The organism is Citroniella saccharovorans (assembly GCF_035481615.1).
Classification (GTDB): Bacteria; Bacillota; Clostridia; order Tissierellales; family Peptoniphilaceae; genus Citroniella; species Citroniella saccharovorans.
Genome location: NZ_JAYKOT010000003.1, coordinates 773158 through 798548, shown reverse-complemented (window position 1 = coordinate 798548; position 25391 = coordinate 773158). Strand labels below are relative to the sequence as shown.

Sequence of the window (25391 nt, the reverse complement as noted above, 5' to 3'; positions counted from 1 at the left end):
AATTTTATGTTGACTTTATAATGTTTATAATATAAAATTATTCTATAGACATGTTTTCTTAGGTCTATATTGAATATTGAAAATTTAATAAAAGGAGGTGCATTGTTATCGGAGATTTAATTCTTTATATTGTAATCTTTATTGCCGCATTAGCTATAGGTGTTGTTCTAGGCATTTTATATAGAAAGAAAATTTCGGAAAGCAAAATTGGTTCTGCAGAATCTCTTGCATCTAATATATTAGAAGATGCTTACAAATCTGCTGAAAACACAAAAAAAGAAGCAATTCTAGAAGCTAAAGAAGAAATCCATAAATTAAGAACAGAACAAGAAAATGAAACAAAAGAAATAAGATCTGAACTTAAAAGACAGGAAAAAAGATTAATTCAGAGAGAAGAATCTTTAGATAAAAAATCTGATGCACTCGATCGTAAAGACAGCCAACTTGAAAAAGGATTAAAAAAGCTTTCAGATAGAGAAAAGGAATATGATATACTATTTGAAAAACAAGAAATTGAATTACAAAGGGTTGCTGGTTTAACAGCTGAAGAAGCCAAAGAAGAAATTATTGAAAAAGTAAAAGATTCTACAATTCATGAAACAGCTTTATTTATCAGAGAACAAGAAGCAAAAGCGAGAGAGGAATCAGAGAGAAACGCTAGAGAAATTTTAACAAGGGCAATACAAAGATATGCAGCAGAACATGTTCAAGAGTCTACTGTTACTGTAGTTTCTCTTCCAAATGAAGAAATGAAAGGAAGAATAATTGGTAGAGAAGGAAGAAATATTAGATCCTTTGAGACTTTGACTGGCATTGACATTATAATCGATGACACTCCGGAAGCGGTAGTATTATCTGGATTTGATCCAGTAAGGAGAGAAATTGCTAGAGTTGCTTTAGAAAAATTAATTCTTGATGGAAGAATTCATCCTACAAGAATTGAAGAAATGGTTTTTAAAGCACAATCAGAAGTTGAACAAGAAATAAAAAGAGCAGGAGAAGAAGCATGCGATGAAGTTGGTATTTTTGGTATTCATCCTGAAATAGTAAAAGTTCTAGGTAAATTAAAATATAGAACAAGCTACGGTCAAAATGTTTTAAAACACTCTATTGATGTTGCTATACTTGCTGGTATTATGGCTTCTGATATCGGGGCAGATGTAAAAGTAGCTAAAAGAGGTGGTTTGCTTCATGACCTTGGAAAGGCTATTGATCATGAAATTGAAGGACCGCATGTTGAACTTGGATATAATTTAGCTAAGAGATACAAAGAGTCGCCAGCTGTACTTAATTGTATTGAGGCTCATCATGGTGATGTAGAGCCTACAAGCATAGAAGCTATTTTAGTTCAAACTGCCGATACTATTTCAGCTGCGAGACCTGGAGCTAGAAGAGAATCTCTTGAAAATTATATCAAGAGACTTGAAAATCTTGAAGAAATTGCAAATTCATTTGAAGGAATTGAAAAATCATTTGCTATTCAAGCAGGTAGAGAACTAAGAATAATGGTTAAACCTGAAACAATTTCTGAAGATCAAATGCTTATTACAGCAAAAGAAATAGCTAAGAAGATTGAAGAACAACTTGAATATCCAGGTAGCATTAAAGTTAATGTAATAAGAGAAACTAGAGTCTCAGAATTAGCAAAATAAATACAAGACGGAAAATATCCGTCTTTTTTTATTTTATTTAATTAATTTTAAGACTTGTCTTTAAAGAATTTCAAAATGACAATTTTAGCCTTAATGAAATCTTTAACCTAAATAATCCAGACGTATTTTTTGATTCTGCTATCCTTTCTGCCCTTATAGGCTCCTGCTGCTTTGTCTACATCTCAAAAGAAAATGGAAAAGCAAGACTACAAATAATTGAAGGATCCAATGCAACAGGTAAGATCGATCCAATCACAGGACTACTTAAAGAGGGTTACGCAGTCCTTGACAGAGACAAAAATGGCAAAGAAATCCTAGAAGCCTACTTTTTACCAGATAGAACTTTAATTTATGCAGATGATAAAGTTGTAAATGCTATTGAAAATCCTGCAAATGTCCCTGCACTTGTGCCAATTATACACAGACCAGATGCAGTAAGACCATTTGGTCGAAGCAGAATTACAAGACCTTCAATTTATTTTCAACAACACGCAAAAAGAACACTTGAAAGGGCAGATATAACAGCAGAGTTTTATTCATTCCCACAAAAATACATTGTAGGACTATCACAAGATGCAGAGCCAATGGAAAAATGGAAAGCCACAATATCTAGCTTCCTACAATTCACAAAAGACTCAGATGGAGATAGTCCAAAACTAGGACAATTCACCCAGCCATCAATGAGTCCATTTACAGAACAGCTAAGAACTCTTGCTTCAGGCTTTGCAGGAGAAACAGGACTAACTCTAGATGACTTAGGTTTTGTAACAGACAATCCATCATCTGCTGAAGCAATAAAAGCAAGCCATGAAACTTTAAGAATTGCTGCAAGAAAAGCCCAAAGATGTTTCGGAAGTGGATTCTTAAATGTTGGGTATGTGGCAAGGTGTATTGAAGATAATTACCCATACCTAAGAAATCAATTCTACCAAACAAAAGCCAAATGGTATCCAGTATTTGAACCAGACGTAGCAACTCTTTCAGGAATAGGAGATGCCGCAATAAAAATTAATCAAGCAATCCCAGAATACTTTGATAAAGATAATCTTTCAGAATTGACAGGGATAAACCATGAATAAAGACATAGTTCCAGAATTATTAGAAGAGATAAAAAATGCTTTTGTTAGTAAGAGTAAAGAATCAAAAATATTAAAAGAAAAGCTAATAAAACTTAAAAATAAAAAGGCAGATCATATTGATTCAAATGAATTTGCTCAAGAAGTTGGAGAGATTTTATCAAGTGCACTTAGAGAAAATATCACTGAAGAAATACTTCCTGATGGAAAAATATATTATAACATAATTGATAGAGTTTTAAATCCTAACTTAAAAAATAACTATGACATAATTAATGACTATGCTAAAAATATTCAGGAGGATTTGAATAAAAAAGCAGATATAGAATTAAAAGCTATCGACGCTGAATTCAATCAAAATAGGGTAGATGGTATTGTAGAAAGTGTTTTAAAAAAAGATGATTATTCAGTTATGATTAATGACCTATGTTCATCTGTTGAAAACTTTTCTAGAGCCATAGTAGATGATTTTATTGAAAAAAATGCAGATTTTCATAGCAAGGCCGGCTTAAAACCTATTATTGAAAGAAAAATGCATGGGGGTGCTTGTTCATTCTGCAAACCTCTAGCTGGAACTTATGATTATGAAGAGGCTAAGATATTAGCGAAAACAGACCTAAAAAGAAATCCATTTGCAAGGCATAGACATTGTAGGTGCACGGTAACATACGATCCTAGGAATGGTAAAAGGAAAGAGATAGTTCATTCAGCTGAAAAGCATAAGGCATTAGATGAAAAACGTGATAGGATTGATTTAGCAAATAGGATTGTTGACAATAAACTAAGTAATATCGCAAAAGCTAAGGCTTTAGAGCTGGGATATAATCCTTTACCAGATGATAAAGTAGTAAATATTCTTAGAGAAGACGCTGAAAAATGGATTAAGACATTAAGTGAAGACGAGATAAAAGCTATTAGTAAATATACTCACAATGGCAAGGATAGTGATGGGCTTAAATTATTTGAGAAGATTAATGGGATGTTAGAAGGTAGGTATATACCAAAAGATATTAAAGAAAAAGAGATGATAATTAGAAATGCTGCAAATATTGAAAATGCTCTGTTGAAGAATCAGCTAAAACACGATATAATTGTTTATAGAACAGAAGATTTCCCTGAGAGTTTAAATGAAAAAGTTAAAAAGTTCTTGAGTACATCCGTTACTAAAAGAGGTGTCCTTGGGAATGAAGCAAATGTAGCGATAATAATACCTAAAGGATCACAAGGAAGTTATATTGAGATATTAAGTAAATACAAAAATCAGAGAGAATATTTAATAAATAAAAATATGGATTTTATTGAAATTTATGAATCAGGTAAGAATTATATTTATCTTTTAAAGGATGATAAAAATGAACGATAAAGAAAAAAAATACTTAGAAGAATCAAGGAATGATTTTATTGATAGAATGAAATCTCAAAGCCCAAAAAAATTAACTAAGGAAGAAAAACAAAGAGCATATGAATTTAATAAAGAATTAGAAGCATATAGAAAAAAACTAAATAACGAAAAATAAAGCACAGCTAAACTTACAAATGTAGGATTTTAGAGGTGTTTTTTTATTGGAGGTAAAAATGATAAAAGCTTTAATAGGATATGCAATATTTTTAATCAGCTTTATCTTAACTGTTAAGATTAGTGTTTTTATAGTAGCATTGATTTTTTCTTTGAAAGAAATTTTTGAGCAGTATAAAATAGAAAAAGACCTTAAAGACATGATTAAGAGAAATAAAATTTGATAAATGTAAAATAGAATTATTAAAAGGAGTTTGGAACATTGAAAAAATATGGAAATCAAACTCCCACCAAGTCGGTAATTTTAGATTATAATAAAACATTAGGAAATGAAGCAATTAAGCTTTACAAAAAGACTGGGAGAAGTCCATATCCCTGGCAAGAGAATATGATAAATAATCTTTTCGCCATAGGAGATGACAATTTATGGACTCACTCCAAATTTGGATACGCAATTCCCAGAAGAAATGGAAAAACAGAACTTGTCTACATGGCAGAGCTTTGGGGACTCTTTCATGGGCTAAATATACTCCATACAGCCCACAGAATATCAACATCGCATTCATCATTTCTAAAATTAAAAAAATATTTAGAAGATATGGGCTATGCCGACAAGATAAATTTCACATCAATTAAAGCAAAAGGTCAGGAAAGACTAGAGTTAAGCTTAGAAGGTGGAGTAATTCAATTTAGAACAAGAACCGCAACAGGCGGTCTTGGAGAAGGCTTTGATATGCTGATAATTGATGAAGCCCAGGAGTACACAGAAGACCAGGAATCAGCTCTAAAATATACAGTCACAGATTCAGATAATCCTATGACCATCATGTGCGGAACTCCGCCAACTATGGTTTCAAGTGGGACAGTATTTACAAAATACCGTGAGTCAATCCTATCTGGAGGTAGAAAACACAATGGCTGGGCTGAATGGTCAGTAGATGAACTGTCGGATATGAGAAATAAAGATTTATGGTATCTTACAAATCCATCAATGGGCCATAAGCTAAGCGAAAGAGCTATTGAAGAAGAAATTGGGCCTGATGAAATAGATTTTAATATCCAAAGGCTTGGATTGTGGCTCAAGTATAATCAAAAATCTGCAATATCTGAATTTGAATGGGAAGCTCTAAAGGTTAAAAAACTTCCTACTTTGAAAATTAAAAGAATTAAAATCTATATTTAAATAAAAGTTATTGCAGTTGACAATAATCGGAGATAGGTATATAATATAGAAAATATGTCACAAAATACTAATTTTGTGACTAAGCGCAATTATTGACCAGGAGGGACTATAACTTTGAAATATCCAACTTTCTTAACTGATTTTATAGGATACTTAGAAACTATTAAAGGCGTTTCAAATTTAACTGTAAAAGAATATACTTATGATATTATTTTATTTCTTAAATTTCTAAAATTAAATAAATTAAATGAAGATCCTTATGATGATGAAATTTTTAATAATGCCGAAATATTTGACGTCCCTATAAGCGATTTAGACAGCGTTTCTATATCAACTCTATATAGTTTTATGTCTTATCTTGACAAACACCGTAAAACGTCAAATAGGACCCGTAATCGAAAAACATCTTCTCTTAGGACGTTTTATGAATATTTAACTGTAAAAACAGGTCTAATTTCAAATGACCCTACTAAAAAACTAGAATTTTCAAAAGCTAGGCCCAAAAATCCTATATATTTAACTTTAGATGAAGCCAAAAGTTTATTAAGCCATGTTAAGCATGGACAAAATGAATTTATCTCAAGCAGAGATTACGCAATAATAACTTTATTTTTAAATTGTGGATTAAGACTTTCTGAATTAACTAGTATAAATTTGAGTATGATTAAAGAAGATATTTTATCTGTCGTTGGAAAAGGCAATAAAGAGAGAACAATTTATTTAAATGAATCATCTATTGAAGCTATTAACTATTATAAATTATGTAGGAAAAAATATTTGGAAGATAGAAAAGTAGAAAATATTGAATCAATTGAAGCTTTATTTATAAGCGAAAGATTAACTAGAATGTCAAATCGTGCTATACAGCATAGGATAGAAAAATATATTAAGGAAATTGGATTAGATCCAAATCTTTATACTGTTCACAAACTAAGGCATACTGCAGCTACACTTTTATATAAATATGGAGAAGTTGATATAAGAACATTACAAGTTATTTTGGGTCACGAATCAGTAGCTACAACACAAATATATACCCACTTAGATGATAGTCAGATCAAAAAAGCCGTAGATAAGAACCCATTAAATTATAAGTAAGTAAAAAAAGATGCCTTTAATAAGGCACTTTTATTTTTTGACCAGGATATATAATACTTGAATTTAAATTATTTATTTCCTTTATTTCATATATAAATTTTCTTGGATCTTTATTTGGATATTTTTCTGCAATACACCATAGGGTTTCGCCCTTATTTATACTTATAACTTCATAATTATTTTTAGACACAGCTCTTGTGCGAATTAGAGATATTAAAATAATTAATAAAAGTATTACTACTAAAAAAGCAGTGAATCTTTTTTTATTTGCTATTCTTAATTTCTTTTTCATAATATTCACTCCTAAGTTGAAAATACATATATTAAACATATGTTCTAAATCTATTATAAACGAATGTTCGTTCTATGTCAAGACTTTTATTTAAAAAACAAAACATTTGTTTGTAAAGTATTATTAGTTATGATATACTTAAATTAAGTATAAATTAAGGAGGTATAAAAAAATTGAGTTTAGAATTAACAGATAAAGAAAGTCTCATTTTTGATTTTATAAAAAAAAGTATTGACTTTACTGGTTATCCCCCATCTATACGTGAAATTTGTGCATCTTGCGATATTAAATCCACTTCAACATGTCATAGTTACCTAAATAAAATAGAAAAAAAAGGATATATAAAAAGAGATTCTTTAAAAAATAGAGCCATAGAGATTATAAAGGAAGATAATGATAGTCCATTTTTAAAAAAAACACCTTTTGTCCCAATTCTTGGAGATGTAACTGCTGGTATACCTATTTTAGCTCAAGAACAAATTGAAGATAGCTTTCCTATACCTATTGATATTGCACAAAGAGGCAATCATTTTATGCTAAAAGTACATGGAGAATCAATGATTGAAGCTGGTATATATGATGGAGACAAAATATTAGTAAGACAGCAAAATGTCTGTGAAAATGGAGATATAGTAGTAGCTCTAATTGAAGATAGTGCAACTATAAAAAGATTTTATAAAAGAAATGGATATATAGAATTAGTACCTGAAAATAGTACAATGGAACCAATAATAGTAAAAGACTGTACTATTCTAGGAAGAGTAATTGGTCTTTATAGGGAATATTAAAAGAAGTCAAAGATTTATGCTTTGACTTCTTTTATAAAAAATGATCCATCATATTTATCAATGCAAATTTTACTTGGTTATATGATATTCCCCCTTGGTAAAAAACTATATATGGTTGTCGTAAAGGAGCATCTGCACTCAATTCGATAGATGAACCATCAATAAATCCAGATGAGGCCATTATAACTTGATCTTCATAGCCTGGCATATCCCACGGATAAGGCGTTACATGTGAATTTACTGTGCCTGCTTTTTGTATTTCTCTACAGAATTTTATTACATTATCTTCATTTTCTAATATTATAGCTTGTACAATATCATTTCTTTTTGAATCAGATTTAGGGAATACTTCAAATCCAAGATTTTCAAAAGTTTTTCCTACTATTAAAGCTGATTTTAGCGCATTAGCTACTACCATTGGAGCATAAAATAAACCTTGTAATGTTAATCTACTAGTGCCAAAAGTTAATCCTAAATCTTTTCCTAGTCCTGGTGCTGTTAACCTATTGGCACACATTTCTATGAGATCTTTTTTACCGCAAATATATCCCCCACCAATTGAAATTCCAGCACCTAAGTTTTTAATTAATGATCCTCCTACAATATCAACTCCAACATCAGAAGGTTCTAATTCTCTAGTGAATTCTCCATAGCAGTTATCACACATTATTATTACTTCTTTATTAAATGATCTAATAAACTTAACTAACTTTTCAATTTCTTCAATGCTATGGCATTTTCTATGAGCATATCCAATTGATCTTTGAATTGTAATTAATTTTGTATCATTTGAAATTGCTTTTTTTATATTTTCATAATCAAAAGTATTATTTTTTAAATCAACTTCATTATACTTAATACCTTTAGAAATCAATGAACCTTTTTCACTACCTGTTAGTCCAATAACTTTTTGAATTGTGTCATATAATTTACCTGACACACTCAACAGTTCATCTCCAGATTTTAAAATAGCAGACATAATAATATATAAAGCATGTGTTCCTGATGCAATTGAAGGTCTTACAAGAGCATCTTCAGTGTGAAATATATCAGAGTATATTTTTTCGACTTTTTCCCTACCATAATCTCCATATCCATATCCAGTAGTCCAGGCAAAATCAGCTTGAGATAGTTGATTTTCTTGCATACTTTTTATTACTTTATAATCATTTAACTCTGTTATTCTATCAATTTCTTTATATTGTTCACTCAGTGAATTTTCTATCTCTAAAATAAATTTTCTATTTTTATTTAAAAAAGGGTTGTTCATATTTACCTCGTATTATTTTTATTATTTTTTCTACGTTTGTATCAACTGAATTATCGTCTAAATTAATAATTTGCCTATTTTCATAGCGCTTAAACCAAGTTAATTGTCTTTTAGCATAGTGCCTTGTATTCTTTTGAATAAACTCTTCAAGTTCGCTATATGATAGCAAACCATCTAAATAGTAAAGAACTTCTTTATTTCCAATTGCCTTTATTCTTTCTATATCCTTTCTATATCCAGATTTAACAAGATTTAAAGTTTCTTCAATTAATCCTTGATTTAGCATAATTGAAACTCTTTCATTTATTCTTTTATAGATAATATCTCTACTTCTATCTAACTGAAATATAAGAAAATTTACATCATCTCTTAGTTTAAACTCATAATCATTTAATTCTGAAAATAATTTTCCAGTTTGATAATAAACTTCTAAAGCCCTGATGATTCTTTTGGTTTGGTTTTTATGAATTTTTTTTATAATATTTGGATCAATTTCTAATAAAAGATTATATAGATAGTCATTACCATACTTATTGCTCTTACTTATTAAACTATTTCTAAGATTTTCATTGGATTTAGTATCTGAAAAATCTAAATTATAAATTAATGAATTAAGATAAAGACCAGTTCCACCAACTACCAATGCTAGTTTATTATCATGGTTAAGTTTTGATATGATATTAAAGGCATCATCTCTGAAGTTCTTAACAGTATAATTATCTTGAAGCTCACATATATCTATTAGATGATGATTTACAATTTGTTTTTCTTTAGAGCTTATCTTAGCTGTACCAATATCTAGGCCTTTATATATTTGCATTGAGTCAGCCGAAATTATTTCTGTATCTAGATTTAAAGCTAATTTAAGTGAAAGTTCTGTTTTTCCAACCCCAGTTGGTCCTGTAATAATAATAAAATTATACACTATTTAATCCTCGAAAATTCTTTATCGAAAAAATATTTATTAAACTCTAAAAAAGTAGGTCTTCCATGTGGACAAGTAAGTGGATTACTGCATTTTAATAGATCTTCAATAAGTTTATTTGCTTCATATTTACTTAAATTGTCTCCAGATTTAACGGCAGCTTTACAAGATTTTTTTATTATTTTTTTAATAATATCTGTATCTGAAATGTCTCTATAATTTGATATAGAATCTAAAATATCATAAAAAAGAATTTTTATATTAGCATCTGAAAAATCAATTGGTACTGATCTAATTATAATTTCATCATTACTAAAAATATCGACATCAAAATTTAAATCTTTAAATGCTTTTTTATTGTTGATGAATGTTTGAAATTCTTCAATATTAAGCTTTAAAATAATTGGACTTAATAGAACCTGAGTAGAAATTTCTCTTTTTTTATTTAAAAACTTTTCATACATAACTCTTTCGTGAGCAGCGTGTTGATCCATAAAATAGGAAGTCTCATTGGATTTATCTTCAAAAATTAAATAAGTATTAAATAAAGACCCCCTATATTCAAGTCTATTGATAAATTCCTTATATTTACTAGAATCGTCTTCTATGAAGGATAATTCATTCTTATTACTATCTATATTTGAATCATTAGATTCATAACTGTTAAAACTCAAATATTCTTCTTCATAATCTGATTTATCTTCATTGACTTCGGATATATTATTATTTTCATTGTTATGGTAGCTAGTATTAGACTTATTATTATTATATCTTTCAAGTAAATCTTTTAGCTTTTGTTCATTATTAATAAAATTATTATCTTGATTATAAAATTTAGGTTTATTATTATAATCTTTTCCATCAGGTGTATGAATAAATAAATCATCCGGTTTTAAACTGTTTTTAGTTGAAATATATAAATCTTCTAAGAGCTGTTCAAAATTAGAAAATGAAATATTTTTTTTGTTTGGATGAATATTTACATCTAGATTATTTGCCTCTGTACTAATAAATAATACAAAAGATGGGAACTTACCATTAGGTATAATAGATGAATAAGCTTTTTCAATACTTATGGAAATATCTTTTGAATCTATTATACGATTATTTACATATATATATTGATTTTTTCTATTAGCTCTAAAAAAAGTATTATCTGATATATATGCTTTCACATTGTAAAGTTCGTTCTGCATTTCAAAAGAAATTATATGGCCTTCTAAGTTTTTTGATATTAATTGTATCATTTTTTGTTCTATAGTTGAATCTTTAAAAGTTTTAAAAATTAGCTTGTCATCCAAATAATACTCTATACTAATATTATTTCCAATAGCTAATTCTTTTAATAATTCTGAAACTTTAGAAGCTTCTACATTTTCTGAAGATAAAAATTTTTTTCTAACTGGTGTATTATAAAAAAGGTTAGTTACTTGAATTACTGTACCTTTATTCATAGCTATTTCACTTTTTTTTATATCTAATTCATTAAATTGAACTTTAGTTCCTAAATCTCTATCTATGGTTTTGGTAGAAACAGTGACTTTACTACAAGCTTTTATTGAAGCAAGAGCTTCTCCCCTAAAACCAAAATAATATGAAGAATAAAGATCATCAAAAGATAAAATTTTAGATGTTGCATGTCTTTCAAAAGCTAATATGATAGAATTATCATCAATCCCACTTCCGTTATCAGATACAATAATTTCTTCAATGCCTCCAGATTTTAAAGAAACTTTAATATTTGTTGCCGAAGCATCGATAGAATTTTCCACTAATTCCTTAACTATGGATCTAGGATTCTCTATTACTTCTCCAGCTGCTATTTTTTCAATTGTACTAGTATTTAGTATATTTATAGTCATTTCTAATCCTCTATACTTTTAGCTTCAATAATTAATTTATCCAATAGATTAAAACTCTCTCTAGGAGATAATGAATCTATATCTAAATTTTTTAATTTAGTGACTAACTTCTTAGTCTCTATGGCCTGAAAATCTATTTGTTTCTCATTTTCATTTATTTCTTTAATATCTACTTTATATTTTTTTTCTATAGTGTGAAGAATTTGTCTAGATCTTTTTAAAATAGAATTATCGATTCCAGCAAGTTTTGCAACTTCAATACCAAAGCTTTTCTCAGCTACTCCTTTTTTTACTTTATAAAGAAAAGTTATGTCAAAGGAGTTTTCTTTAACATCAACAAAATAATTTTTTACGTTATTTAAGCTGTTTTCTAAATCAGTGATTTCATGATAATGGGTAGCAAATAGGCACTTAGCATTAACATTTTTTGATAGGTATTCAACTATTGCCCAAGCTATTGAAAGACCATCAAAAGTAGATGTACCTCTACCAATTTCATCTAAAAGAATTAAAGAATTAATGGTTGCATTTTCTAAAATGTATGCCATTTCTTTCATTTCTACCATAAATGTAGAATCGCCTTCAACTATATTGTCAGATGATCCGATTCTAGTAAAGATCTTATCTAAAATTGGCAAAAAAGCTTCTTTACAAGGCACAAATGATCCCATTTGAGCAAGTATACTAATTAGGGCTACTTGTCTTAAATAAGTTGATTTACCGCTCATATTTGGCCCTGTAATGATTTGAATTCTATTATCTTTATCTCCAATATTAGTATCATTAGCTATAAATGAATTGGATATATCATTATAAGATATGATTGGATGCTTTCCATCCTTAATAATTAAAATTCCTTTATTATTAAATTCAGGTTTAAAGTAATTTTCTCTTTTTGCTACGATAGTTAGAGACAAAATCGAGTCTAATCTAGAAATAAGATTAGAAGCTGATTGAATTCTATTAATATTGTTTAAAATAATATTACTTATATTGTTAAATATTTCGTTTTCTTTTTCAAGAGCTTCATCTTCAGACGAAAATATTTTATTTTCTATCTCTTTTAATTTATTTGTAAAAAATCTCTCTGAATTGGTAAGTGTTTGTATTCTATTGTAATAAGAAGGTACTTTATCAAGATATGATTTTGTAATATCTATAAAGTATCCAGTTTTTTTATTAAAAACAATTTTTAAATTTTTTATTCCAGTAGATTCCTTCTCATTCTTTTCAAACTCAACAAGTTCTTTTTTCCCTATCGTACTACTTTCTTTTATCTTATCTAATTCTTCACTATAACCAGCCTTAATAACTCCCCCATCCTTTACATTAAATGGAGGATCATCAACAATTGAAGATGATATTAATTCATATATGTCTGAAAGATCATCTAATTCATTTGAAAAAAATTTAAGATTTTCATCAGATAAAGATAAAATTGTTTTAATTTTACTTAAATCTTTAATAGATTCTTTAAGAGAGTATAAATCTTTAGGAGAATGTTTTGAGTAAGATATTTTAGCTAAAATTCTCTCAATATCACCTATCTCATTTAATAAATCAGAAACTTTATCTACAATAGCATAATTATTTAGAAAAGATTCTATACAAGAATTTCTTTTATGAATCTTTTTAATATCGATTAATGGTTTTTCTAACCAAGAATGAAGCATCCTTTTACCCATTGGAGTTTTAGTGTTATCAATAACTCTAAAAAGTGAAAAATTTTTTGAATTTCTTGATTCAAATATTTCTAAATTATTTCTAGTATTAATATCTATTTCTAAAAAACTATTTAATTTGTAATTTTTAGGATCTTTAAAATGAACTAATTTTGAATCATGAAATTTATAAATATAATTATATAAATTATTTAAAGAGCTAATTTTACTATATTCTTTTGTATTTTTTATTCTACCTGTATCAGTAAGAATTATATTTTCAAATAGCGCAATATTATTTAGCTTTAGTTTTTCTAAAGTAGTTTGATCAGCAATTATTTCAGAAGGAAATACTCTAGCTATTTCATTTAATATAATTGTTTTTGAAGAGCTAGTTCCTATTGTATATAAAATTTCCCCGGTTGAAATATCAGTATATGCAATTTCTAATTCATCATTGTTAAAAATAATAGACATTAAAAAATTATTATTTGAGGATCTATTAAATAAATTTGAACCAGGAGTTACTACATCAATTATACCTCTCTTTACAAGCCCTTTAACTTCTTTAGGGTTTTCGAGTTGTTCAGCAATAGCAACTTTATTTCCACTTTTAATTATCTTTTCTATATATTCTTCAGATACATGATGAGGTATACCACACATAGGTGCTTTATTTCCATTTCCACAGTCTCTTTTAGTTAAGACTATTCCTAATATTTTAGAAGCTTTTATAGCATCATCAAAAAACATTTCATAAAAGTCGCCAAGTCTAAATAATAAAATATGCTCAGGATATTCTTTTTTTAACTCCATATACTGTTTCATCATAGGGGTTAGGTTTAGATTTGATTTATCGTTCAATAATTTCACCTTCAAGAGCAAAAGAATTAAATTCTTTAATCATAACAGAACAAATTTTACCTAAATAATCTTTATTATACTTTACATGAACAATTTTATTTCTATCAGTTCTTCCACTCATCATATTTTTATCAGTTTTACTTATTTCATCAAATAAAACTTTTACTTCCCTATTTAAATATTTGCTATTATTTTCTAAGCAGATGTCATTTACTCTATCAAGTAAAATTTGAAATCTTTCAGATTTAACTTCTTCGCTAATTTGATTATCCATGATTGCAGCTTTTGTTCCTGTTCTTTTAGAATATTTAAAAATAAAAGCTTGATCATATTTTACTTTATTTATTACATCTAAAGTATCTAAGAAATCATCTTCACTTTCTCCTGGAAAGCCTATGATAATATCGGTGGTAATTGCAATATCCAGTATTTCTTTTTTTATTTTATTTATTTTTTCTAAATATTCATCTTTAGTATATTTTCTATTCATTTCTTTTAAAATTCTCTTAGAACCTGATTGTATAGGAAGATGGATACATTTACAAACTTTAGGATTAGACTTAATAGTAAAAATTAAATCATCCGAAATATCCTTAGGGTGAGAAGATATGAATCTTATTCTTTCGATTCCCTCAATTAATGAAATTTTATTTAATAAATCAGAAAATGTAGTGCAAGGGTGTAGGTCTTTTCCGTATGAGTTTACATTTTGACCTAAAAGTGTTATCTCTTTAAACCCATCATCGGCTAATTTCTTAACTTCTTTTAAAATACTCTCTTCAGATCTACTCGATTCTCTTCCTCTAGTATATGGAACTATACAATAAGAGCAAAAGTTGTTACATCCGTAAATAATATTTATATAAGCACTTGTTTGGTTTTTTCTAATAGCATCTTGTATTTCATCTATATCATCAGTTTCTTCAACATCAATTATTCTCTCTTTAGAGTAGTTATATTGGTCTAAGAGATAAGGTATAGAATTAATATTTTTTGTCCCAAAAACTATATCAACATGTTTATACTTGTCTCTAATTATATCCCTAGCTTCTTTGAGTTCCATCATACAACCACATATAGCTATAATTAAATCCTTATTTTTTTCCTTTAATTTTTTTAGAGAACCTAAATGGCCATAAACCTTATTATCGGCATTTTCTCTTACACTACACGTATTATATATAATTAAATCAGCTTCTTCTAATTTATCTGTTGATTGATAACCTAAAGATTCTAAGATATAAGACATTCTTTCAGAATCATGTTCATTCATTTGGCAACCATAAGTTTTAATAAGATATTTCTTTTCCATTTTCTATTTCCATTCTAATTAAAATAATAAGGCAAGTAAGAAATTACTTGCCTTAAGTAGTACCATATTATTATTCTTCTTCTGAACTTTCTTCAACTGCATTTTCTGCATCTACAGTTTCTACTTTATCTTCAACTTTTTCTAAAGGCTCTTCAGAATCTGAAAATTTAAAATCTAATAAAGCACCAATGCTTGTATCAAGATCTTCATTCTTAAATCCTTCAATTTCTTTAGTTCTTTTCTTTTCTCTATTTTCATTTCTTTTTCTTCTTGGTCTTTGTGGCTTATTTCCATCATCAGAAATTGGAGCATCTTCTCTTTTTGGTGGTTCAGTTAAAGCTTTTATAGATAAAGCAATTCTCTTTTCTTCTGGATTAATTTCTAAAATTTTAACATCAACTTCTTGACCAACGTTAAGTTCATCTGAAGCTTTTTCTATATGATTATGAGAGATTTGAGAAATGTGAATTAAACCTTCAACGCCTTCTTTTAATCTCACAAAAGCACCAAAATCAACTAAGTTAACAACTGTACCCTTAACAACATCGCCAACTTTATTGTCTTCCATAAATTGTTCAAAAGGTTTTTTAGTTAGTTGTTTAATTCCCAATGAAATTCTTTTCTTTTCATCATTTAATTTTAGTATTAAAACTTCTACTTCATCACCAACAGTTAGAACGTCAGAAGGTTTATTAATTCTATTCCAAGAAATATCAGATACATGTGCTAAACCATCAATATCTCCTAAAGAAATGAAAGCACCAAAATCAGTTAATCTAGCTACTTTACCTGTAAGAACTTGTCCCTCTTCTAATTTAGACCAAGCTTCTTCAAGTTTCTTTTGATTTTCAGCTTCTTCTATAACTTTTCTTGAAACCACTAATCTACGTTTTTTTTCATCAATACTGATAATTTTGCAATCTAAATCCATACCAATGTATTTAGAAAAATCTTTTACAAAATGAGTAGTTATTTGAGAACCAGGTAAAAATGCAACTACACCTTTTACAATTCCTAAAAGACCACCTTTAATATCTTTTGTAATCTTTACAGTAACGGTATTTTCATTTTTAAAATCTTCTACTAATGTTTCCCAATTCTTTAGACTTTCCACTCTTCTAGTAGATAAAACTACATTTCCTTCACCATCATCAAGTTTGATAACGTAAACTTCGATTTCTTGACCTTCTTTATAAAGATCTTTTGGTTTTACATTTTCATCTGTTGAAAGTTCATCAAGCTTTACGATACCATCGGCTTTATAACCTATATTTACAATAACTTCATCGTCTGTAACATAAATTATTTCACCCTTAACAATATCTCTTGGAGAAACTCTTGTTATACTGTCCTCCACTTGCTCCATAAACTCGTCTTTACTTAAATTTTCCATTAAACTTGCAACCTCCTCTATAATCCAACTAGGTGTTGAAGCACCAGCTGTTATCCCAATATTATTGTACTTTAAAATCTTAGATAAATCAAGTTCTTTTGCTGAATTTATAAAAAAAGTATTATTATTTACTTTTTTACAGATTTCAAAAAGCTTATTAGAATTAGCACTGGTCTTGCTACCTATAACAATCATTGCATTAGTTCTTTTAGCCAACTCATACGCACTATCTTGCCTTTTTCTAGTTGCAGCACAAATTGTATTTTCAATAATGACATTTTTATTGTTACTATTTATTATATCAGATATATCTATAAATTTCTCTAAAATATTTGTTGTTTGTGATATAACATATAAATTATTGTAACCAAAAATCTCATTTGCTTCCTTAGTAGTAGATACAACGATAGCCTTATAATCTATGAGTGAATTCATTGCTTTTACTTCTGGATGGCTTTTATTCCCTACAATGACTATTTTATAATTATTATTATACCACTTAATTATATTTTTATAAATAGCTTTAAGGCATGGGCAAGTTAAATCTATAATTTCATTTTGATTTGCAATTAATTTTTCTTTGATCTCTTTACATACTCCATGACTTCTAATGATTACTTTTTTATTTCTTGGAATATTGGTTTCATATTTTTTTAGGCCCAATTTTTCAAGATAATTTACTACATTTTCATTATGAACTAAGTCTCCGTTTATATAACAAACATCTTTCTGTAATGCCTTTGTAGACTCGTTAAATGCATTTTGAACTCCAAAGCAAAAACCAAGATTTTCAGCAATAGTTATTTTCATTAAACATTCTCACTTTCTACATCATAAATTACTCTGTAGGTTGCAAGTGCTATTTCTTTATTTTTATCTTCTAATTCCATATAGTCTTCAACTCTTACTATGTCTCTATAGAATATTTCGATTTTAGAGAAAAGTTTATAATCACTTTTTATAAAAACCGGTTGAATATTTGATTTAGCTCTTGAGGAAATAAGTCCTATACCACTTTTAATATTTTCCTCAGAAATACTTTTAATTCTAGTTCCTTCAGGAAAAATCCCCAATACTTTTTCTTCCTGTAAAATATTTATAGATTTTTTTAAAGCTTTAATGTCTAGTGCATCTCTATTAATTGGGATGGCACCAATAGAATATAAAAATTTTGAAATGATCCTATTTTTAAAAAGTTCTTTTTTAGCTAAAAATGAGATTTTTCTATTTGTAGAAATTGCAAGAATTATAGGGTCTAGTGCAGAGATATGGTTAGAACAAATAATTAACCTACCATCTGGTAATTTATTGTTTCCATGTATTTTTATCCTAAAGAATAATCTAAAGATAACATTTGAAATAAATTTTAAAACATTATACATTTTTAATTTCTCCAATAATTTTATTGACAGTTTCATCGATATTTAAATTTGTAGAGTCAATTATAATAGCGTCCTCTGGAACAATAAGTGGTGAAATTTCTCTGCTTTTATCAAAATTATCTCTATCAATAATTTTTCGTTTAATTTCATTAAATGAAAATCCAATAGTTTCATTAAACCTTCTTCTAGCTCTTTCATCAACATCTGCGGTGAGATAAAACTTATAATCTGCATCTTTTAAAACAACAGAACCTATATCTCTTCCATCAAGAATAATATCATTTGTTGATGCAATTTTTCTTTGTAAGCTTACTAGAAACTCTCTAACGCATTTATATGACGAGATTAAAGAAACATTGCTTGTAACTATATCAGATCTAATTTCATTTTCATATTTTTTATCATTTAATAAAACAAATCCATCTTTAAATCCTATATTAATATTATTAAGATTTTTACAAACTAAACTTTCATCATTTAAATTTATATTATTCTCTAAGAGATAAAAGGTAACCAATCTATACATAGATCCTGTATCTAGGTATGATATTTTAAGTTTTTTAGCAATTAATTTACTTATAGTACTCTTTCCAGCTCCTGAAGGTCCATCAATGCTAATTTTCATTTAGTCGCTCCTTTATACATAAACTAGCTAAATAAGCTGTAGAAAATGCAATTTGAAGATTATATCCACCAGTATTTGCATCAACATCAATAACTTCACCAATAAAAAAAAGATTATTGATTAGTTTGCTTTCCATAGTAGAGGGATCAATTTCATCAGTACATACTCCACCTTTAGTAATAATACCCTCTTTAATATCCCTTAAACCTCTAACATCTAATCTTAAATTCTTTAGAAAGTATACCAATCTTTTTCTCTCCTGTTTTGTTATTTGATGAATTTTTTTATTTGGATCAATTTTAGATAAACGAATTAAAGTTGGTATAATTCTTAAAGTAGTTATTGATTTAATACCATTTATTAAATCTTTATTTTTTTCTTCTTCAAATATTGATAATAATTTTTTATCCAATTCTTCTTCTGTAAAATAAGGTTTTAAATCTAATAAAAAATAGCCTTTATTTACATAATTACAAATCTTTAATACAATTGGTCCGGAGATTCCAAAATGTGTAAATAGCATTTCACCAAATTCAGATATAACCTTTTTATTATCTTTATAGTACGTTAAATTTACATTTTTTAATGAAATACCAATTAAATCTTTTATAAAATCATTTGTAATCTCAATAGGTACTAAAGCTGGTCTAGGGTCAACTATTTTATGTCCAAAAAATTTTGCGAATCTAAATCCATCTCCTGTAGATCCTGTAGTTGGATAGCTCATACCACCAGTTGCAATTATTATATAGTCTGCCTCAATATAATCATCTAAAAACTTAATCAAGAATTTATTATTTTCTTTTTTTATTGACTGAACATTCTTATTAAGTAAAATTTTTATATTTTTACAAATAATTTCTCTGTTTAGAAGATCAACAACATCGCTAGCTTTTTGAGACTTAGGAAATACTCTATTCCCCCTTTCAACTACCAAATCCAAGCCTTTACTTATAAAGAAGTTCTCAGTATCTATATTTGTAAAAGTATAAAAAGATGAGTATAGAAAATCTTTGTTAGTATTAATTTTGTCAAAAAAATTGGATATATCTTCATGATTAGTAAGATTACATCTTCCTTTTCCAGTTATAGCTAACTTTTTGCCAGTTTTATTGTTTTTTTCTACTATTATTACTTCTAAATCAATATTTTTTAACTGACTTGCAGCAAATAGACCGCTAGCTCCAGCTCCAATTATAACTAATCTTTTCATTTTTTCCTTTCTATAACTATTAACTTTGGTGGATTATTAATTTGGTTAATGAATGAGATTTCAAAAATATTAAACTTTTTTTGATCTAATGTTTTTAAATACTCTATAACAGAGTTATATTCTTCCTGACCTCCCTCATGCCCCAGATATAAGGTTATGAAAACAAAAGTTCCAATTTTTGATAAATTTTCTATACAATCCATTAGACTTAACACTGTTGTTTTATAAGTTGTTTTGATCTTTTTATCTCCACCAGGAAGGTATCCTAAATTGTAAATTATAATATCAATTTTTTTATTAATATATTCTGATGCTTTTTCATGAGACTTATTAAAAAACAAGTATCTACCATTTAAATTATTTTTATCTAAAAGAATAGTTGAGTTAGTAATAGCAGATTTCTGTATATCAAAACCATAAAGAAAAGCACTATCAAAGTGTTTTAATAGCTTTAGGCTGTCATATCCATTGCCCAAAGTCATATCGACAATGCTTTCTATCTCATTAGGATATTTAAAACTATCTATTATATAATCTAAAATAACTGTAACATTCTTTATATCAATCACGAAAAACCTCATTTAATATATAATCTCTATCAACTTTTTTATAATGACCAATTTTTAAATCTCCTAACTTCAGACCACCAATTGAAACTCTATTTAAATCTAAAACTTTAATCCCAACAGATTTAAACATTTTCCTAACTTGTCTATTTCTTCCTTCTTTAATTTTTATTGAATATAGAAAATTATCTGGGTCAAATTCTTTTATTCTTCCTTTTACTTTTGACTTATCATCTATTTTTATACCTGCTTCAAATTTTTTTGCAATATAATTATTTATTTTTTTATCTAATTTTACAATATATTCCTTTGTTATATTGCTATTAGGATGACTAATTTTAAAAGCTAAATCACCATCATTTGTTAATATCATAAGTCCTCTAGAATTAAGATCAAGCCTTCCGACAGGATAAATTCTAGCATCAGTTTTAACAATTTCACTAACAAATTGATTGTGAAATGGATCACTCAAAGATGATAAAAAACCAATAGGCTTGTTGATTATATAATATTCAAACCTTTCTATTTGCTTAATTTTTTTATCTTCTACCTTAACGCAGTCAGAATTACTAACCTCATAAAAAGGTTCTGTCACAACAATTTCGTTAATTTTAACTTTACCATCTTCTATTAATTTATCTGCTCCTCTTCTTGAAGTAATTCCAGAATTTCTAATATATTTATTTAATCTCATTTACATCATCTTTTTCTATAATTGGTAATTTATCTAGGCTTTCTAAATTAAAAACCCTTAAAAATTCTTTGGTAGTTTTATAAAGAATTGGCTTTCCAGGAGCATCGAGTCTACCAGACTCCTCTATTAGGTTGCGTCCAAGTAAAGTGTTTATAGATGATTGAGAGTTAACTCCCCTTACCTTGTCTATCTCAATCCTTGTAATAGGCTGTTTATAAGCTATAATTGATAAAGTTTCCATTGATGAATTATTGATTTTCTTTTCTTCCTCCTTGTATGTTAGTTTCTTTATATAATTAAAAAAATTTGGATTAGTTACAAGTTGATAAGAATTTTCTATCTTTTTTAATATTATACCTCTATTTTTTTCATTAAATTCTTTTTTTATTTCATCTAAAGCACTTTGAATGTCTTTTATGTCTGCTTTTGTAATATTTGAAAGCTCTATATCTTCAATAGGATCTGTCCAGTAAAATAAAATAGCTAATATAATTTCTTTTAAATTCATGCTTCACCTTTTACTATTTGTAGGAAAATATTTCCATTTTCATGTACTATAAATGCAGTATTAAGTTTAATAATTTCTAATATTGCAAAAAAGTCTGTAATAATTTTTAGCTTAGGATCATTTATGTTTAAAATCTCGTTAAATGATAACCTGTTATTCTTTATAAGTTTATTTATAATAGTATTTTTTGAATCTATAATACTATATTCGTCTTTTTTGATAATTTTTTTATCAATGAAAATATTGTCACTAACTTTTTTTCTTCGAATTATATCTTCAAAAATGTCTTTAAGTTTTTGTATATCTTCACTAATATTTACTGTAGTATAAGTTGTTTCAATTACTTGCCTATCTTTTGTTCTTGATAAAGAGGCCTCTTCAAAATATTCATAGAGTTTTTTTGAAAGTATTTTAAATTTTTGATATTCTTCTATCATTATTGTAAGATTAATTCTAGGATCTTCGTCTAAAGATTCTTTAGGTAAAAGCATAAGTCCTTTAATTTCTATTAATGTAGAAGCAAGAAGAATAAATTCAGATAAATTTTCTTTGTCTTTTTCAAACTTTTCAATTTCATTTATAAATTTGCTTGTTATTGAACTTATTGGTATATCATAAATATCAATTTTATCTTTTTCAATAAGATCAATTAATAAGTCCAAAGGTCCTTCATATTCTTTCAGTTTTATTTCATACAAATTTATCAACTCACTATATTTATAAAAAAAATTATTATTTTAGACGTTATAGGCTGTATAACTTTTGATATTGTACCAGTAAAAATCAGAATAAGAAGAATAGTGTATAAAAATTTTTCATTCCTAAGTATATAATCTTGTGTATTCTTAGGGAAAAAACTTAAAATGACTTTTGATCCATCAAGCGGCGGAAAAGGTAATAAATTAAAAACAGCTAATCCAGCGTTATACAAAATTAATTCTAAAAATAAATTATATAAAAAACTTCCATTAGAAAAATTTACTTTAACAAATATTAAACATGATATAAAACATAAAATTAAATTTGTAAATATACCAGCAATAGATACTACAAAAAATCCTAATTTTCTTGGTCTCAATCTATTAAAGTCTACTGGAACAGGTTTTGCCCAACCAAATTTAAAAATATACAGAGAAATTAATCCTGGTAAGGAAAGATGTTTTAAAGGGTTTATTGACAATCTTCCCATGTCTTTTGCTGTTGTATCTTTAAATATTAAAGCAGCATATCCATGTGCAACTTCATGAACAATAATAGTGAATAAAAGTGCTATTGCACTTGATAGTATATTTAATAAATCATTCATTTAGCATTAAGTTTTTTAGATATAAAGTTCCTGCTATTATTTTAGAGTCTATTAATTCTAAAGAATCTAGTTTTTGTATTAGATCTTTTATTGATATTTTTTCACATTCAATATACTCATCATCATCTTCCTTTAATGCTTTAGGTTTTAAATCTCTAGCTAAAAAAACACTAACCTTTTCATTAGTAAAGCCTGGAGAAGAATACATATCAAAAAGAAACTCAATTTTATCAGCAGTGTATTTAATTTCTTCTTGCAACTCTCTTAAAGCAGCTTCTTTAGGATCTTCACCACTTTCTAATAAACCAGCAGGAAATTCATATAACACTTTATCTACAGCTTTTCTATATTGTTTTATTACAAAAACATTTTCATCATCAATCATTGGTATTATAACAACGCTAGGTGAATGTTCAATAATTTCTCTTTTTGAATATTTCATATCTGGTAATTCGACAGTGTCAACCCGAAGTGTAAGAATTTTACCTTCATAAAGTATCTCTGTTTTCATAGTCTTTTCTATTTCATTCATTATAAACTCCAATCTTTTAAGATTTTAATAATTTTCTAGAAATTTTCAATACATCATCTGTAATATTTGTTCCGGCAATTAATCTAGCTATTTCTTTAACCCTATCTTCGCCATCGATTTTACTTAAAGTAGATATTGTTTTTTGTTTTATAACTTTTTTTTCAATTAATATATGATTTGCTTGAAGGCCTGCAATTTGAGGTAAATGAGAAATAAGAATTATCTGATTTTTTTTAGATAATTTTTCTAAAAGATTTCCTACAAGGTCTGCTGTAACCCCACTAATGCCTTGATCTATTTCATCAAAAATTAGTGTACTATGTCCAATTTTATTGCCTAAAATAAGTCTAATAACAAGCATAAATCTAGAAAGCTCTCCTCCAGATGCTGTTTTACTTAGAGAAGATAGTTTTTGACCAACATTAAATGAAACTAAAATATCTACTTCGTCTTGACCATTTATAGTAATATCTTTTTTTGAAAAAACAAATTTAACATCATTATTTAAAAAGTTTAATTCCTTTAGTTTACTACTAATTTCTTTTTCAAAGTTTTCTGCAGAAATCTTTCTGCAGTTAGTAAGAACTTCAGCATTAGTTACTATGCTATTTTTAATAAATTCTTTTTCTTTTGTTAATTTTATTAAAAGGCTTTCTAGATTTTCTAACTCGTTTTTTTCTTCTTTTATTTGCTTTAAATAATTTAAAATGCTTTCTTTATCTTTTCCATATTTTCTTTTTAATAGTTCAAATGATTCTATTTTTTCATTTAAATATAGAAGTTTTTCTTCATCATAAAACTCACTATCAAGATAACTATCTATTTCATATTTTACATCTTCTAAATTATAGTATATACTTTCTAAAATCTCATTTATTTTTGTTAATTTTGGATCATAAGAGCTTACTGATTCAATTTGAGATCTAGCTTTAGAAAGGGTATCAATTGATGAATAACTATTTAAAAACAAATCTTCTTTAGTTAAATTTAAATATCTTATAATATCCTTAATTTTACTTATCTTTAAATATTCTTGATTGATAAGATCTATATCAAAGTTTTTTAAATCTAGGCTTTCAATTTCATTAATTTGAAAATTAAGCAAATCTAATTTTCTATTAAGCTCTTCATCACTTATAGAATATGATTCTATCTTCTTTTCTATTTTTTTAAAATTTTCAATATCATTCTTAAGTTTTGATTTAAACTCAGATAAATCTTTATTAGAATAACAATCAAGTAAATTTAAATAATAATTTTTATTTAATAGTAAATTTACACTATTTTGTGTTTGCATTTCAATAACGCAATTCATCATCTCAGATATTAAACTTATAGGAGCAGTTCTCATATTAATTCTTGATACAGATCTTCCTTCTAAAGAGATTTCTTTTGTTAATACATAATAGTCAGATTTTTCTATACCATATTCTTCAAAAAAATAATTTTTGTATTTTTCAGGTAATTTTAAAGTTGCTTCTATTATAGCATTATCTTTAAATTTACCAATTAGATCCTTATCTGTTTTTTCTCCCATAAGCTGCGCTATGGATTTAATTAAAACAGACTTGCCACTACCAGTTTCACCGCTAATTACACTTAGCCCTTCTCCAAAATTAATCTTTGCTTCTTTAATTAGAACCAAATTGGATAAATAAAGATCAACTAACATT

At 27.2% G+C, this 25391-nt stretch carries 26 protein-coding genes; 9 read left to right on the top strand and 17 right to left on the bottom strand.

Annotated elements, in window-relative coordinates; genetic code table 11:
* The first annotated feature begins 119 nt into the window (after positions 1–119).
* The 7 genes from rny (at position 120) to VLK81_RS06250 (ending at position 6525) form a co-directional block, all read left to right on the top strand.
* Entirely contained in the window at positions 120–1652 is a 1533-nt protein-coding gene (rny, locus tag VLK81_RS06280; protein ID WP_324620485.1) for a ribonuclease Y, read from the top strand.
* A gap of 407 nt (positions 1653–2059) precedes the next feature.
* Positions 2060–2731: a hypothetical protein gene (locus VLK81_RS06275; protein WP_324619799.1), complete on the top strand. Its 672-nt coding sequence runs from the start codon at positions 2060–2062 to the stop codon at positions 2729–2731.
* The gene (locus VLK81_RS06270; protein WP_324619798.1) at positions 2724–4091 is read left to right on the top strand and encodes an ADP-ribosyltransferase; all 1368 of its coding nucleotides are present in this window, start codon (positions 2724–2726) and stop codon (positions 4089–4091) included. The genes VLK81_RS06275 and VLK81_RS06270 overlap by 8 nt, the downstream gene beginning before the upstream one ends.
* Positions 4081–4245 (top strand): hypothetical protein, encoded by a 165-nt coding sequence (locus tag VLK81_RS06265; protein ID WP_324619797.1) that lies wholly within the window; start codon positions 4081–4083, stop codon positions 4243–4245. Before VLK81_RS06270 ends, VLK81_RS06265 begins: the two co-directional genes overlap by 11 nt.
* Before the next feature lie 58 nt (positions 4246–4303).
* Positions 4304–4468, top strand: coding sequence for a hypothetical protein (locus VLK81_RS06260; RefSeq protein ID WP_324619796.1), 165 nt, complete (start codon positions 4304–4306; stop codon positions 4466–4468).
* A gap of 38 nt (positions 4469–4506) precedes the next feature.
* Positions 4507–5427, top strand: a complete 921-nt coding sequence (locus tag VLK81_RS06255) for a hypothetical protein (RefSeq protein WP_324619795.1) — start codon at positions 4507–4509, stop codon at positions 5425–5427.
* 114 nt (positions 5428–5541) lie between these two features.
* On the top strand, positions 5542–6525 hold the full coding sequence (locus VLK81_RS06250) for a tyrosine recombinase XerC (RefSeq protein WP_324619794.1): 984 nt from the start codon (positions 5542–5544) through the stop codon (positions 6523–6525).
* Positions 6526–6541: 16 nt separating this feature from the next.
* On the opposite strand, the gene yneA is transcribed toward VLK81_RS06250, so the two are convergent.
* Positions 6542–6817, bottom strand: coding sequence for a cell division suppressor protein YneA (gene yneA / locus VLK81_RS06245; RefSeq protein ID WP_324619793.1), 276 nt, complete (start codon positions 6815–6817; stop codon positions 6542–6544).
* A 173-nt stretch (positions 6818–6990) separates the two neighbouring features.
* Here yneA and lexA point away from each other — a divergent pair, with 173 nt between their 5' ends.
* Positions 6991–7605 carry a transcriptional repressor LexA gene (lexA, locus tag VLK81_RS06240; RefSeq protein ID WP_324619792.1) on the top strand — a complete coding sequence of 205 codons (615 nt, stop codon included), beginning with the start codon at positions 6991–6993 and terminating at the stop codon, positions 7603–7605.
* Between the two features lie 31 nt (positions 7606–7636).
* Here lexA and VLK81_RS06235 read toward each other — a convergent pair whose 3' ends face one another.
* From VLK81_RS06235 to VLK81_RS06170, 14 genes are all read right to left on the bottom strand, one after another.
* The gene (locus VLK81_RS06235; RefSeq protein WP_324619791.1) at positions 7637–8875 is read right to left on the bottom strand and encodes a methionine gamma-lyase family protein; all 1239 of its coding nucleotides are present in this window, start codon (positions 8873–8875) and stop codon (positions 7637–7639) included.
* Positions 8853–9800, bottom strand: coding sequence for a tRNA (adenosine(37)-N6)-dimethylallyltransferase MiaA (gene miaA / locus VLK81_RS06230; protein ID WP_324619790.1), 948 nt, complete (start codon positions 9798–9800; stop codon positions 8853–8855). Before miaA ends, VLK81_RS06235 begins: the two co-directional genes overlap by 23 nt.
* A complete protein-coding gene (gene mutL, locus VLK81_RS06225; protein ID WP_324619789.1) occupies positions 9800–11662 on the bottom strand; it encodes a DNA mismatch repair endonuclease MutL in 1863 nt (620 codons plus the stop codon). The genes miaA and mutL overlap by 1 nt, the downstream gene beginning before the upstream one ends.
* Positions 11663–11664: 2 nt before the next feature.
* On the bottom strand, positions 11665–14187 hold the full coding sequence (gene mutS, locus VLK81_RS06220) for a DNA mismatch repair protein MutS (protein WP_324619788.1): 2523 nt from the start codon (positions 14185–14187) through the stop codon (positions 11665–11667).
* Positions 14177–15499 carry a tRNA (N6-isopentenyl adenosine(37)-C2)-methylthiotransferase MiaB gene (miaB, locus tag VLK81_RS06215; RefSeq protein WP_324619787.1) on the bottom strand — a complete coding sequence of 441 codons (1323 nt, stop codon included), beginning with the start codon at positions 15497–15499 and terminating at the stop codon, positions 14177–14179. The genes mutS and miaB overlap by 11 nt, the downstream gene beginning before the upstream one ends.
* A gap of 70 nt (positions 15500–15569) precedes the next feature.
* The gene (locus tag VLK81_RS06210) at positions 15570–17702 is read right to left on the bottom strand and encodes a bifunctional 4-hydroxy-3-methylbut-2-enyl diphosphate reductase/30S ribosomal protein S1 (protein WP_324619786.1); all 2133 of its coding nucleotides are present in this window, start codon (positions 17700–17702) and stop codon (positions 15570–15572) included.
* Positions 17702–18274 carry a lysophospholipid acyltransferase family protein gene (locus VLK81_RS06205; RefSeq protein ID WP_324619785.1) on the bottom strand — a complete coding sequence of 191 codons (573 nt, stop codon included), beginning with the start codon at positions 18272–18274 and terminating at the stop codon, positions 17702–17704. The genes VLK81_RS06210 and VLK81_RS06205 overlap by 1 nt, the downstream gene beginning before the upstream one ends.
* Positions 18267–18899, bottom strand: a complete 633-nt coding sequence (gene cmk, locus VLK81_RS06200; RefSeq protein ID WP_324619784.1) for a (d)CMP kinase — start codon at positions 18897–18899, stop codon at positions 18267–18269. The genes VLK81_RS06205 and cmk overlap by 8 nt, the downstream gene beginning before the upstream one ends.
* Positions 18889–20112 (bottom strand): BaiN/RdsA family NAD(P)/FAD-dependent oxidoreductase, encoded by a 1224-nt coding sequence (locus tag VLK81_RS06195; RefSeq protein ID WP_324619783.1) that lies wholly within the window; start codon positions 20110–20112, stop codon positions 18889–18891. The genes cmk and VLK81_RS06195 overlap by 11 nt, the downstream gene beginning before the upstream one ends.
* Complete coding sequence (locus VLK81_RS06190) at positions 20109–20681, bottom strand: tRNA (mnm(5)s(2)U34)-methyltransferase (RefSeq protein WP_324619782.1); 573 nt, start codon at positions 20679–20681, stop codon at positions 20109–20111. Before VLK81_RS06190 ends, VLK81_RS06195 begins: the two co-directional genes overlap by 4 nt.
* Entirely contained in the window at positions 20674–21372 is a 699-nt protein-coding gene (locus VLK81_RS06185; RefSeq protein WP_324619781.1) for a pseudouridine synthase, read from the bottom strand. The genes VLK81_RS06190 and VLK81_RS06185 overlap by 8 nt, the downstream gene beginning before the upstream one ends.
* A complete protein-coding gene (gene scpB / locus VLK81_RS06180; RefSeq protein ID WP_324619780.1) occupies positions 21359–21880 on the bottom strand; it encodes an SMC-Scp complex subunit ScpB in 522 nt (173 codons plus the stop codon). The genes VLK81_RS06185 and scpB overlap by 14 nt, the downstream gene beginning before the upstream one ends.
* Positions 21877–22542: a segregation and condensation protein A gene (locus tag VLK81_RS06175; RefSeq protein ID WP_324619779.1), complete on the bottom strand. Its 666-nt coding sequence runs from the start codon at positions 22540–22542 to the stop codon at positions 21877–21879. Before VLK81_RS06175 ends, scpB begins: the two co-directional genes overlap by 4 nt.
* Positions 22543–22583: 41 nt before the next feature.
* Complete coding sequence (locus tag VLK81_RS06170) at positions 22584–22811, bottom strand: site-2 protease family protein (RefSeq protein ID WP_324620483.1); 228 nt, start codon at positions 22809–22811, stop codon at positions 22584–22586.
* Between VLK81_RS06170 and VLK81_RS06165 the strand changes: the two genes are divergently transcribed.
* Positions 22744–23127: a hypothetical protein gene (locus VLK81_RS06165; RefSeq protein WP_324620528.1), complete on the top strand. Its 384-nt coding sequence runs from the start codon at positions 22744–22746 to the stop codon at positions 23125–23127. The two genes, VLK81_RS06170 and VLK81_RS06165, sit on opposite strands and share 68 nt — an antisense overlap.
* A 51-nt stretch (positions 23128–23178) precedes the next feature.
* Here VLK81_RS06165 and VLK81_RS06160 read toward each other — a convergent pair whose 3' ends face one another.
* Together VLK81_RS06160 and VLK81_RS06155 are read right to left on the bottom strand one after the other, a co-directional pair.
* Positions 23179–23718 carry an NUDIX hydrolase gene (locus VLK81_RS06160; protein ID WP_324619778.1) on the bottom strand — a complete coding sequence of 180 codons (540 nt, stop codon included), beginning with the start codon at positions 23716–23718 and terminating at the stop codon, positions 23179–23181.
* A 16-nt stretch (positions 23719–23734) separates the two neighbouring features.
* Positions 23735–25390, bottom strand: a complete 1656-nt coding sequence (locus VLK81_RS06155) for a DNA repair protein RecN (protein WP_324619777.1) — start codon at positions 25388–25390, stop codon at positions 23735–23737.
* Between the last annotated feature and the right edge of the window lies 1 nt (position 25391).